This window comes from Elizabethkingia miricola (assembly GCF_001675285.1).
Classification (GTDB): Bacteria; Bacteroidota; Bacteroidia; order Flavobacteriales; family Weeksellaceae; genus Elizabethkingia; species Elizabethkingia miricola.
On the sequence record NZ_LSGQ01000026.1, the window covers coordinates 1 to 12962 of the forward strand.

Below are 12962 nucleotides of genomic sequence, written 5' to 3' on the forward strand. Positions count from 1 at the left end.
TCTATATACTTTTGAATAGTATTATAAATTCCCAGAAGGTTATTGTATGGGAATGTGATTTGGTGGATCCCGAGAAATTGGGACTTTTATAAATATAAAGGAGGTTAAATAACCTCCTTTATTAATTAAAAAATATTTTTCAGTGATATTCCTTTCAATGCTTCTCTTTTCCTGAATTCTTTTGATACAGTATATGTACTGGTAGTTTTAGTGTTTAAGTGATCTGCCATTGATTGTGCTAACTCACTATAATATTCATCTACTTTGTCCAAGAATAAATGTTTTAAGGAGTAGAAATCTTCAGTTATTTTTACGATTCTACCTTTGCTGTCTTTTATTTTTTCAGATTCTTTTACATGTCTTCTCCATCTGGTTGTTATTTGATCAGGTCTTATAGATTTAATGCCGGGCTTTAGACCCTTTGAAAATAAATAATCTTCTCCTGATTTTGATTCATTAACAAGTTCTTCCCACAGGTATAGAACATCTTTAACAATAACTTTCGTCACCCATGTATACCTTCTTCTTTTCATAACTAGAGTTTTATACTCTCTTTTTTCCAGATCAATATTTTTCACCTGTACTCTGAATAATTCAGATGTTCTAGCTCCCGACATAAAAAATATATTAAAATACCTGAAAAACTCATAATAGTAATCTCTTAAATAGCAATATACTAATTCAAATTTATCATCTGACAAGGTTGATCTGACCTCAGGTACTACAATTTTTGTAGGAAGGTAGGTACATGGATTTACTTCTAAACATGAATTAACGATCAGATCTTTAAATAGTCCACTAAGATAAGTTCTATACTTATTATATGTATTGTCTGTAAGATCGGATTGGTCAAGAGCTGACTTTACGTGTTTTAATTTTACATCTGATATTTTTAGATAATCATATCCGTTTTTTTTGAAAACTCCTTCCATAAGCTTCACACAGTCCCTTACATTTCTAACATGATTTTTACTACCTGTTTTATGAGAGGCGGCAAGTTTCAATGCACTTATCATGTCCATTTCTTCATTATACTCTTCATCAGGAGCATCCATGAATTTTTTTGTAATTGGATTGAAATGATCTTCATCTAAGAGTTTGATGATTTTTTTTGTCATTATTTTTGAAGCTTCCAAACGTTCTTCATAGGTTTTATACCTATTAAACTCTTTCCTTACAGGAAGTCCGTTTTTAAATCTTGGATCATAGAAAACACATTCTACAAACCATTTCTTAGTCATAGCTTCTTTTTTACTTAATTTCTCTAAGTCTGGGGAAAGGAATATCTCAGTACGAGAGCATCCAAATTTTAATTGTTTCATAATGTAGCTGTATTGAGCGTTTGTATTGAGTTTTAATACAACTACACGTCTTGAGTGAATTTTTAAAAACCTGCAAACCCATTGTGGGAAAGGGTTTGCGAGGTTTGTTTTAGAGTGGCCCCACTTGGGCTCGAACCAAGGACTTGCTGATTATGAGTCAGCTACTCTAACCAACTGAGTTATAGGGCCTAAAACTCAGGGCTTAAAAGCCTTTGTTTTTTATTGGTGTGCAAATGTAATAAAAATTTAGGAAACACCAAACTTTTAGCGCTTTTCTTGGCATAATTCTATCAGTACTCCGTTGGTGGATTTAGGGTGTAAGAATACAACGATCTTGTTATCAGCACCATCCTTTGGTTCTTCGGAAATAAATTCAAAGCCTTCTTTTTTTAATCTTTCTATCTCAGCATAGATATCATCGACTCCAAAGGCGATATGGTGGACGCCTTCACCTTTTTTTTCTATGAATTTCGAGATAGGACTATCTTCACGTGTGCTCTCCAGTAATTCGATTTTGCTCTCGCCAATCTGGTAAAAGCTTGTTTTTACCCCTTCGCGTTCCACTTCCTCCATTTTATAAGCTTCTCTACCTATAAGTTTAGCGAAAAGAGAGTCTGAAGTTTCCATACTTTTCACAGCGATACCGAGATGTTCAATTTTATCCAGCATAAGATTTGTTATTTTGCTATAGTTGTTGCTACAAGGGAGTCAGGCTTATTCATCAATAAGAAACACTCCAATTCAAACAAAAGTAGTAAATTTGCAGCATTATGGAGAGTAACAGACAAAGGAAAGTAGCACAACTTATACAGGAAGACTTAGCAGAACTTTTTCGCCAGCAGGCTGCCAATGCAGGACAAAACCTGTTAATTACTGTTTCCGGTGTACGGGTAACAGCTGATTTAGGAGTAGCTAAAGTGTACCTAAGTATTTTTCCGCCGGAGCTGAGAAAGAATATTATGAAAGAGATTGAAGAAAATAAAGCTGTTTACCGCAACTTTATGGGACAAAAGATGGGGAAGCAGGTTCGTATTATTCCTCAGCTGAGTTTCTTTCTGGATACTTCGCTGGATGATGCAGAACGTATAGAAAAAGAATTAAAAGGCGAAGGCGATAATCCTGTTTTATAAGAGTTGAAATCTACTCCGTTTTATATAGCACAACGTTACCTGATTTCTAAGAAAGGAAGTCAGGCTGTAAGTTTTATTACAAGCTTGTCTGCATTTGCTATGATGGTAGCAGTGGCAGCAATGTTTATTATTGTTTCTGTTTTTTCCGGGCTTATTGAGCTTAATAAGAAAATGATTTCGGATATCCATGCTGATCTTACATTATCTCCGGAAAAGGGAAAAGTAATTCCGGATATTGCTAAAGTTACCGGGATCTTATCAAAAGAGCAGGAGATTGCGCACTTTTCTAAAGTGATAGAAGAAAAAGCTTACATTAACTATAAAGGAAACGGAGAAATTGTTTACCTAAGGGGAGTAGACTCCGCTTATACGAAAGTAAATCCTATAGATTCAACAGTGTTTTATGGGAAATATCCATCTTTTAAATATTCCAACGAAGTTATAATGGAAACCCAGTTGAATAACAGACTGGAGATTCCTGTAGCATCCGAGGATGATTATGCCCAGATTCTGATGCCGCGCCCGGGTGTGGGGCTTATCAGTAAGGAAACAGATATCTTCAACAAAAAGAACTTTTTTACAACAGGTGTATTTACCAATAGCCAAATGGCAAGTTATATTGTAGCTCCGCTGGAGCTGTCTGCCGAGCTGCTTGGAATGCCTAAAAATACAGCCTATTCAATTGTTATAAAGCTTAAGGATCCTGCAAAAGCGAATGAGGTAAGAAACCGCCTGATGGAAAAGCTGGGAACTGGTTTGGAAATGAAAACCAAAGCAGAAGAAAATGCTGCTTTCTGGAAGATGATCAATACCGAAAAACTAATGATCTATCTGATTTTTGGATTGGTGATTTTTATTACGACTTTCAACCTCGCAGGAGCCATTATCATTATTCAGCTGGATAAAAAAGAGCAGGCAAAATCCCTTATTTCAATGGGGATGTCTATGGCAAAACTCAGAAGGGTTTACTTTAATACCGGAATACTCATCGTAGTGTTCGGGGTATCAGTAGGGCTAGTTGTAGGATCCCTTATTTGCTATTTGCAGCAACATTTTGGTTTCTTCAAGGCTACTGCAGCATTACCTTTTCCGGTAAAGATTGAATGGCAGAATTACCTTATTGTAGCTGCTACAGCACTTTTATTCGGAATAATTATTTCATGGATATTCTCCAGAGGAAGCAAACGCCAGCTAAGAAGCTAAAAACATCCTTTTATTATCCGTGAGCTTTAAGAATTTTAAAACTGATTATAATCAACTGTTAACTTTAAAAATAGTGTTTCGTTATTCCCTGTGTTTTCCCTAACTTTGATGTATGGAAAAACCTGTGAAACTAGGATTAATCGGTAAAAATATTTCTTATTCCTTCTCCAAACAACATTTTGAACAGAAATTCAAAAAGCTTATACTTCCTACTCATACTTATGATTTATTCGATCTGCAGCAGATTGATGATGTTGCTAAGTTGTTAGAAGATGCAGATGTGAGAGGTTTTAATGTTACCATTCCTTATAAAGAACAGGTTATATCTTTTCTTGACGAATTAAGCGATGAGGCAAGGCAGATAGGTGCTGTAAATACAGTAAAGGTTCTTGCCGATGGTAGAAGAAAAGGTTTTAATACAGATGCATTTGGTTTTGAAAAGACTTTGCTTGCCCATAAGAAGGATTATCATACGTCTGCTCTTATTTTGGGAGACGGGGGAGCTGCAAAGGCTGTGAAATATGTTTTGGATAAACATAATATTGCTCATAAAACGGTTTCCAGAAAATCAGAACTGAATTTTGATAACCTTACTCCCGAAATTGTAAAGGAGCATACTTTAATTATTCAGACCACACCGGTAGGTACTTTTCCAAATGTTGAAGATTGTCTTATATTCCCGTTTGAAGGACTTTCGGAACAACATCTTATTATCGATTTAATCTACAATCCCAATTATACCAAATTCATAAAAAATGCTGCTGAAAAAGGAGCAAAAACAGTAAATGGCTATTATATGCTTGAACAACAGGCAGAAAAAGCATGGGAAATTTGGAATTTAGACTAAAAATACAATAAATTTATAGCAATTAAAGGTAATGGAAACATTACGTATTCTAAAAAAGACTTGTTATGACTTCAATAGACAACAATCAGAATGAAGAATTAAAGGCGAATCAATCAACTGAACATCCTGAACAGGCAGGTCCGGTTGCAGAGCATCATGAGCATACTGCAGACCATGACGAAGAAACTGATCATGATTTTCATGCGGAAGATTACACGCATTTGTCTATGGAAGACATAGCCAAGGAAGCCGAAAATATTGTGAACTCTGCAAATGCAGGTACACAGTCCAAAAAATTCGGGGAACTTCGTGATGCTTTCAATGCTGCATGGGAAGAAGAATTAAAAGATAAAAAGGAAGCATATATTGCGGATGGTGGTGATCCTGATAATTTTGAATATCAGTCTCCGTTAAAATCTAAATTTAATGCACTTTCTAATATTTTTAAAGAAAAGCAAGACAGCTACCACAAAGAAGTAGAAAAGGAACATGCAGAAAACCTAGTGCAGAGACGCGCTATTATTGACAAGCTGAAAAATCTGTATACCAATACTGAAGCCGGAACCAATCTTTTTAAAGCGATTAGAGAGATTAAAGACGAATGGCAGAAAGCTGGTCAGGTTGCAAAATCCGAATTTAAAACACTTAGTAATGACTATTTCCATCATCTGAATCAGTTTTATCAGATGCTGGATCTAAATAAAGAATACCGTGAGCAGGAATATGCTCATAACCTGGAGAAAAGACAACATATTATTGCACGTGCGAAGGAGCTTAAAGATGAGCCTGTAGTACAGAAAGCATTAAATGAACTCCAGTATCTTCATAAATTATGGAAAGAAGAAGCAGAACCTGTAGCTGAAGAATTCAGAGACAGTACCTGGGACGAGTTTAAAGAGATTTCCAATGTTATTCACCAGAGAAAAGCAGAGTTATTCGCACAGATTGAAGCTGATCAGAAAATTAATCTGGAGAAGAAAAATGAGATTATAGAAAAACTTAAAAAACTTTCCACTCCTGAAAAAGAACCTGCACATTCTTATTGGCAGTCAGCTATTAAAAAAGTGGAGGAATTAAGAAACGAATTTATTTCATTAGGAAGTGTTCCGAAAAAACTTTCTAATCAGAACTGGACAGATTTTAAAGAAACACTTCGTGCATTTAATGCTTCAAAAAACAATTTCTATAAAGGACTGAAAAAGAATCAGCAGGAGAATCTTGAAAGAAAATTACAGCTGATTCAGACTGCGAAAGACAATCAGGACTCTGAAGATTGGGATACTGCAGTACCTTTATTTAAAAAACTTCAGGAAGAATGGAAAGCTATCGGTCATGTACCAAGAAGCCAGTCTAACAGAGTGTGGGACGAGTTCCGCGATGCCTGTAACCATTTCTTTGCTAAGTTTCGTGAAAAAGGAGACGGAGCTACAGATGACTGGAGAGCTAATTACAAAAAGAAAAAGGCACTTTTGGATGAACTTAAGGACATTGAGGAAGGAGAAAATAGTGCTGAAGCAATCAACAGAATCAAAAACGAATGGAACGCCATTGGTAAAGTTCCGCGTGATAAAATCAGCATTAATACTGAATTTAATAAGGCGCTCAGAAGTAAGATGAGGCTGAACAGAATGAAAGACTATGAGCTTTCTGATGGTAACCTTACCGAAACCCAACTTACAGACAAGGCCCGTAAGATTAAGAATCAGATTTCAGATCTGGAATCTGAAGTATCCAAATTGGAAAATAACCTGGCCTTCTTTAGTAATCCGACAAGAGAAAATTCTCTGCTAAAAGCTACTTATGATAGCCTTGATGCTAAAAAAGAAGAACTGGAAGGACTTCGCTCCAAACTACATCAGATTATTACAGAACACGATCACCCAAAAGCAGATACCTCTGAGGAAAAAGAGGAGAAGCCGACAGAAGAGTAAGATCATTAAAAATATAACTGTCCAACATTGATGTTTCTGTCAATGTTGGATTTTTTATTAAATATGGAAGAGCATTACATTTACATGCAGCGAGCGTTGCAGCTGGCAAAAAAAGCTTTAGGAAACACCTATCCCAATCCGTTGGTAGGTAGTGTTATTGTTTCCAACGGCAAGATAATAGGAGAAGGGTGGCACCATAAAGCAGGGGAACCTCACGCAGAAATCAACGCGATTAATTCTGTAAAGGATAAAGAACAGCTGAAAGACAGTACAATATATGTAACGCTGGAGCCTTGTGCACATTACGGAAAAACACCTCCTTGTGCTGTAAAGATTGTAGAATTGGGAATTCCCAGAGCTGTTATAGGGTCTATGGATCCGCACGACAAAGTAAATGGAAAGGGAAAAGCAATTCTTGAAGCTGTCGGAACAGAAGTAATAACTGGAATTTTGGAAGCTGAGTGTGATGAGTTAAATAAGCGTTTTTTTACTTACCATTGTAAGCGGCGTCCCTATATTATTCTGAAATGGGCTGAATCTGCAGATGGATTTATGGATAAGGATTTTCAGCCGTATGCCATTAGCAATGCACTTTCTCAGCAGAAGAATCACCAGCTTCGAGCAGATGAGCAGGCCATTCTGGTAGGTACAAAAACTGTATTAAATGATAACCCTGGACTTACAGTAAGAGAGGTAAGCGGGAATAATCCGATACGTATTATACTAGACAGAGAGTTGAAAGTACCTGTTGACTATAAAGTATTCAATGATGAAGCTGTAACCTTTATCATAAATGAAAAAGAAGAAAAATCAGAAGGTAGTGTTCATTGGCTGAAAGTTGATTTTGGAGAAAGCTTCTTATCCAATCTTATGCATATTTTATATAAACATCAGCTACAGTCTGTTATTATAGAAGGTGGTGCATATACCCTGAATCAGTTTATAGCGCAAAATATCTGGGATGAAACCTGGGTGTTCAAAGCAGAAAATTTATTCCTGAATCATGGTACAAAAGCACCGAAACTTCAGCATGAAGCTCAAACCATTGAACAACTAAGAGATAATCAGTTAAAGATTTACAGAAATAAATAATATTGGAATCCAACTACAGTTATAATACGATCGCCAAACCAATTTTAGATATTACCCTGAAAGAAAAAGGAAGTAAATTCATTTCCTATGCTTATCCGGTTCTGGATGAGGATGATGTGAAAAAACGACTGGAAGAAGTCAAAACTCTACATCCTAAAGCGACACATCATTGCTATGCATTCCGACTGGGATTGAAAGGAGAGAATTACCGTGCAAATGACGATGGAGAACCTTCCGGAAGTGCAGGATTGCCAATCTATAATCAGTTGTTGGGGCACGATGTAACCAATATACTATTAGTTGTGGTGCGTTACTATGGTGGTACCAAGCTTGGTGTTGGTGGACTGGTGAAAATCTACAAGGAATCAGCTAAAGAGATTCTGGGTTCTGCAGAAATGATAACCAAGGAACTCGAAAAGATATTAACCCTGGAGTTTGACTTCAGCCACCAGAATCAGATATTTACTATTCTGAATAAATACAATGCCAAGGTACTGGAATTTGACTCCGGTGCTTATGGTAAAATAAAAACTTTGGTAAAACTAAAAGATGAAGAAGAAATCCAGGAAGCTTTATCCGGGGTTCTAAGAAGTAGGTAGTTATTAGTATATCTTCTCAAATATAATTTTGATGTTCAAAGCCTTCCAGCTTTTAGTATTGAAATCATAGTATTCTTTTACAACAGAAGCTTGTAGCTGTTTAGAATTAATTATCTTAATTTGTTTGTCGATGGATACAGTCTTATTATATTCTACATTGTCTATAGTGCCATTCTCTATGTATTTATTTTTCATTAAATGAAAAGTATCCGGATTAAATTCCAATTCTGACAGAAAACCGTACCTGCTAAAATCTTGTACCGCACCTTCAGGGCTGCTTGGATATTCATAGGTAATATGAGTTTTAGGTAGAAACATGGAAATAAGTTTTATATTATTCTGAGACTTATTTTGTATGATATCTAAAAAAGTTTGATTATTTTTCAGAATATAAATTTCATCTACAAGTTCATTCGATAAAATTTTATCATTGTTTAAATCTACTGCTACATCAGACATGTAGGAAATAATCTTGTAAGATCCTGTATACTTTTGGAATTCTTCAGAGTATGTTGAATTTTCATCGCGCTGGCTACAGCCTGCTAAAATAAAGGGAATAAAAAGTAGATTTAAAAACTTCATAATTTTTGTGTCTGGTTAGTAAAAATATTAAGTCACTAATTTATGAAAAAATATAAAGTTCAGCTTACAGATATAAATAATATTAATTCTCCAATGCGATCTTACTCTCCCTAAATATCCTTCTCCAGTTAAAATACCCTGAAACAGCCACGCTAAATAGAATAACGCTCAAGATAGCATACAGGTAAAGCGATTTGTGAACCATCAAAGGAATTGAAATCAGGTTACTGACGTTCAATAATATCCAGTTTTCAATTTTACGTTTAGCCATCAGCCACATACCAGCCCATGCAAAAGCACTTACGCTGGCATCCCATATAGGTACATCCGAATTGGTAAAGTGGGTAAGAGCAAAATAAAAAATACCGAAACTAAAAACAACGATCCCAGCCGTTTTTAGCTTATCTGTATTGTCTGTATAAGAAATAGGAGCTTCATGCTTCGCTTTTCCATATTTCCAGTAAAGCCAGCCATAGATACTCATCACAAGATAATAAAGGTTGAGTGTAAACTCGGCATACAGTTTCGCATTAAACATTACGATTAGTGTAAGGATAATACTTACAACACCGAAGAGATAGTTTACCGGATTATTTTGTCGTGATAAAACGACCTGGAAAATTGAAAGAATAACACCCAGCCATTCTATCCATGTTGTTTGTTGAATAATTTCCTGCATCATTGTAATGAATTATTTTGATGAGGAGATGACAGATCCCTACGCCGGCATTATCCGGATCAGGTGCGGAAAAAACTTCCTGGGTATCATCTCAGCCACTAAGGCACCCCATTGACAGGTGCAAATATAAAGGTTTTTCGGCTAACAGTTGTTGGTTGACAGCTATTAGTTGATGGGTATTAGTTATCGGTTGGTCAGTGCCTGATCTCTGATTAGAAGGTTTAACGACTTATTGTAATAATACTAGGTAGTATATAAGACTAAAAGACCAATGTCTATTATCTAATCTCTTGTATCTTGCGCCTTGTAACTTGTATCTTACCTCTTGATATTAACTTCATACTTTATATCTCATATCTTTTCCTTATTTTTGCAACTTACCAAAGAATAGATTTAATTATGTTCAATAGTTTACAGGACAAACTAGATAAAGCTTTACAAAATATCCAGGGACGCGGTAAGATTACCGAGATTAACGTTGCCGAAACCGTTAAAGAAATTCGTCGTGCATTAGTAGATGCCGATGTTAACTTTAAGGTAGCAAAAGATCTTACTAAAAGAGTTCAGGATAAAGCTTTAGGACAAAATGTTTTAACATCCATTACCCCGGGACAATTGATGACAAAAATTGTTCACGATGAGTTAGTGGATTTAATGGGAGGAACCAATGAAGGACTTAATCTTTCCGAAAAACCAACAATTATACTAATTGCAGGTTTACAAGGTTCTGGTAAAACGACATTCTCCGGGAAATTAGCAAACTTCCTGAAGAAGAAAAAGAGCAAAAACCCTTTATTGGTAGCATGTGACGTTTATCGTCCTGCTGCGATCGATCAGCTAAAAGTATTAGGTGGTCAGACAGGAGTTCCTGTATATACTGAAGAAGGCAACCTAAATCCGGTTCAGATTTCTCAAAATGCAATAGAATTTGCAAAGCAAAACAAGCACGATGTTATCATTATAGATACCGCAGGGCGTTTGGCTATCGACGAAGAGATGATGAACGAAATTCGTAATGTTCACCAGTCTGTAAAACCTACAGAAACTCTTTTCGTAGTTGACTCTATGACGGGTCAGGATGCTGTGAATACAGCAAAAGCCTTTAACGATGTCCTTAATTATAACGGTGTAGTTCTTACCAAATTAGATGGTGATACCCGTGGTGGTGCAGCATTAACGATCCGTTCGGTAGTAGAAAAACCAATTAAGTTCATTTCTACTGGTGAGAAAATGGATGCTCTGGATATTTTCTATCCGGAAAGGATGGCAGACAGAATCCTGGGGATGGGGGATGTTGTTTCCTTAGTAGAAAGGGCTCAGGAGCAGTTTGATGAAGAGGAAGCTAAAAAGCTACACAAGAAGATTGCTAAGAACGAATTTGGTTTCGACGATTTCTTAAAGCAAATTCAGCAAATTAAAAAAATGGGTAACATGAAAGACCTTTTAGGAATGTTACCGGGAGTTGGAAAAGCTATAAAAGATGTGGATATCAATGATGATGCCTTCAAGCACATCGAAGCGATTATCCAGTCTATGACTCCGGAAGAAAGAAGAAGACCAAGCACTATTAATATGTCCAGAAAGCAGCGTATTGCCAAAGGAGCAGGACGCAAACTTGAGGATGTGAACGCTTTAATGAAGCAGTTCGAACAAATGGGTAAAATGATGAAGATGATGCAGGGACCTCAAGGAAAACAGTTAATGGCTATGATGGGCAAAGGTATGCCGGGAATGGGTGGCGGAATGCCTGGATTTGGTAAATAAACAGCAAATAATTAATTATTAAATAATAAACACAAGTATTAAAATTATGGAAGAGACAACACAACAAAACTACAATCAACAAGTACCTTATAAATCTGAAAAGAAAGTTGCAGCAGGCGTTTTAGGTATTTTAATTGGAAGCTTGGGAATACATAAATTCTATTTAGGATATACTAAAGCAGGAATTATTCAACTTATAGCTACATTTGTTACATGTGGTATTGCAAGTGTGATTGGTCTTGTAGAAGGTATTATCTATTTGACTAAATCAGATGAAGAGTTCGACAGAACTTACGTTCAAGGTAAAAAAGAGTGGTTCTAATTTAACCTTACCACTTAAAAATAAAAATAGCCTGAGGTTTTCCTCAGGCTATTTTGTTTTCAGTATTTCTTCAATTTGTTGTAATTCATTTTGGGAAAAATCCAAACTGTTAATACTTTCCAGATTCTGTTGTAGTTGCTCAACCGAACTGGCTCCGACAAGTACAGATGTTACCCTTTTATCCTTTAATAACCATGCAATCGCCATTTGTGCCAATGTCTGTTCTCTTTCCTGCGCCAGATTATTCAGAGCTGTAATTTGTTGTAATCTTTCTTCAGTAATATCATTTTTTTGAAGGAAACCATGGCTTTTTGCTGCACGTGAGTTTTCGGGAATACCTTTTAGATAACGGTCTGTCAGTAATCCCTGAGCCAAAGGAGAAAATGCGATACATCCCACACCATTATCTTCCAGTACATCGAGTAAACCTTCCTCTGTCCACCGTACAAACATAGAGTATTTAGGCTGATGAATAAGACATGGCGTACCTAATTCTCTTAGTATGTTGGCTGCCTGTTGAGTCTGCTCGGCATTATAATTAGAAATTCCTGCATATAAAGCTCTTCCGCTGCGTACTGCAAAGTCCAATGCCTGCATTGTTTCCTCTATTGGTGTTTCAGGGTCCGGACGGTGAGAATAAAAGACGTCTACGTAATCCAGATTCATACGTTTCAGGCTCTGGTCCAGACTGGATATAAGATATTTTCTGGAGCCCCAGTCACCATAAGGACCATCCCACATAGTATAACCAGCTTTTGTAGAAATGAACAGCTGATCTCTGAGAAAACCATTGAAATTTCTGCTGACAATTTTCCCGAAGTTTTCTTCAGCAGATCCGGGTACAGGACCATAATTATTTGCAAGATCAAAATGAGTGACCCCTTTATCAAAAGCGGTTTTAATAATAGCTTCAGCATTGGAGAAGACATCTACAGATCCGAAGTTATGCCATAATCCCAATGATATTGCGGGAAGTAATACTCCGCTTCTGCCACATCTGTTATATTTCATCGTTATTTTTTATCAAAGTTATGTTTTTTAGTCTAGATTCTACCAGACTACAGATAGTATTCCGATATATAATAACCTCATTTTATTAGTTACCTGTGGTGCAAAATTTCAATTGCTAAGCGTTAGCTGAATTACGTTTCTTAAAGCACAGCATGGCAGGCAAAAAACCTGCGTTTAGAAAAATTTATAAACACAAAGGCACCAATTATTGTATCAATAGGTAGGATTTTTAAGGCACGGAAATATCAAAGAGTATTGAAGACTGTTTAATATTGTGAAGCAATTTGCGTTTTAAAAACAATTTTTGGTGCATTTGATTTGTCTCTGTTTTTAAATTATTTTTCACTTTTTAAATTAAAAATTTATATTTGCACTCTAAAATTATCAAGAACCCCAAAATTTGGGTAGCAACCTGCAACAATAAGCAAGGTGCTGAAATCGATAAGCCGTTTCCGGAAAAAATGTTGAAATCATCTCTAT

Annotated in this window: 13 protein-coding genes, 1 tRNA gene and 1 riboswitch; of the genes, 8 read left to right on the forward strand and 6 right to left on the reverse strand. The window is 36.1% G+C overall.

Features of this window, described 5'->3' with window-relative positions:
- Positions 1-125: 125 nt before the first annotated feature.
- The 3 genes from ATE49_RS11325 to mce form a co-directional block, all read right to left on the reverse strand.
- Entirely contained in the window at positions 126-1322 is a 1197-nt protein-coding gene (locus ATE49_RS11325; protein WP_065082272.1) for a site-specific integrase, read from the reverse strand.
- A gap of 115 nt (positions 1323-1437) precedes the next feature.
- A tRNA-Ile gene (locus ATE49_RS11330) sits at positions 1438-1511 on the reverse strand.
- A 75-nt stretch (positions 1512-1586) separates the two neighbouring features.
- Positions 1587-1991, reverse strand: a complete 405-nt coding sequence (gene mce, locus ATE49_RS11335; protein WP_065082273.1) for a methylmalonyl-CoA epimerase — start codon at positions 1989-1991, stop codon at positions 1587-1589.
- Positions 1992-2092: 101 nt separating this feature from the next.
- Here mce and rbfA point away from each other — a divergent pair, with 101 nt between their 5' ends.
- From rbfA to ATE49_RS11365, 6 genes are all read left to right on the forward strand, one after another.
- Positions 2093-2452, forward strand: a complete 360-nt coding sequence (gene rbfA / locus ATE49_RS11340; RefSeq protein WP_009089816.1) for a 30S ribosome-binding factor RbfA — start codon at positions 2093-2095, stop codon at positions 2450-2452.
- A gap of 3 nt (positions 2453-2455) precedes the next feature.
- Complete coding sequence (locus tag ATE49_RS11345; protein WP_065082274.1) at positions 2456-3655, forward strand: ABC transporter permease; 1200 nt, start codon at positions 2456-2458, stop codon at positions 3653-3655.
- Between the two features lie 112 nt (positions 3656-3767).
- On the forward strand, positions 3768-4502 hold the full coding sequence (locus ATE49_RS11350) for a shikimate dehydrogenase family protein (RefSeq protein WP_059154822.1): 735 nt from the start codon (positions 3768-3770) through the stop codon (positions 4500-4502).
- A 65-nt stretch (positions 4503-4567) separates the two neighbouring features.
- Positions 4568-6433: a DUF349 domain-containing protein gene (locus tag ATE49_RS11355; protein ID WP_065082275.1), complete on the forward strand. Its 1866-nt coding sequence runs from the start codon at positions 4568-4570 to the stop codon at positions 6431-6433.
- 30 nt (positions 6434-6463) lie between these two features.
- Positions 6464-7525, forward strand: coding sequence for a bifunctional diaminohydroxyphosphoribosylaminopyrimidine deaminase/5-amino-6-(5-phosphoribosylamino)uracil reductase RibD (gene ribD, locus ATE49_RS11360; protein ID WP_065082276.1), 1062 nt, complete (start codon positions 6464-6466; stop codon positions 7523-7525).
- A 2-nt stretch (positions 7526-7527) separates the two neighbouring features.
- Entirely contained in the window at positions 7528-8124 is a 597-nt protein-coding gene (locus ATE49_RS11365; RefSeq protein ID WP_065082277.1) for an IMPACT family protein, read from the forward strand.
- A gap of 3 nt (positions 8125-8127) precedes the next feature.
- On the opposite strand, the gene ATE49_RS11370 is transcribed toward ATE49_RS11365, so the two are convergent.
- On the reverse strand, positions 8128-8706 hold the full coding sequence (locus ATE49_RS11370) for a hypothetical protein (RefSeq protein WP_065082278.1): 579 nt from the start codon (positions 8704-8706) through the stop codon (positions 8128-8130).
- An 82-nt stretch (positions 8707-8788) separates the two neighbouring features.
- A complete protein-coding gene (gene pnuC, locus ATE49_RS11375; RefSeq protein ID WP_009089836.1) occupies positions 8789-9388 on the reverse strand; it encodes a nicotinamide riboside transporter PnuC in 600 nt (199 codons plus the stop codon).
- A gap of 396 nt (positions 9389-9784) precedes the next feature.
- On the opposite strand from pnuC, the gene ffh reads away from it, so the two are divergent.
- Both ffh and ATE49_RS11385 read left to right on the forward strand, forming a co-directional pair.
- Positions 9785-11149 carry a signal recognition particle protein gene (ffh, locus tag ATE49_RS11380; protein WP_034871465.1) on the forward strand — a complete coding sequence of 455 codons (1365 nt, stop codon included), beginning with the start codon at positions 9785-9787 and terminating at the stop codon, positions 11147-11149.
- 46 nt (positions 11150-11195) lie between these two features.
- Entirely contained in the window at positions 11196-11471 is a 276-nt protein-coding gene (locus ATE49_RS11385; RefSeq protein ID WP_034871464.1) for a TM2 domain-containing protein, read from the forward strand.
- A gap of 48 nt (positions 11472-11519) precedes the next feature.
- On the opposite strand, the gene ATE49_RS11390 is transcribed toward ATE49_RS11385, so the two are convergent.
- Positions 11520-12482, reverse strand: coding sequence for an aldo/keto reductase (locus ATE49_RS11390; RefSeq protein ID WP_065082279.1), 963 nt, complete (start codon positions 12480-12482; stop codon positions 11520-11522).
- Between the two features lie 376 nt (positions 12483-12858).
- Positions 12859-12954: riboswitch (SAM-I-IV-variant riboswitch) on the forward strand.
- The last annotated feature ends 8 nt before the right edge of the window (positions 12955-12962 follow it).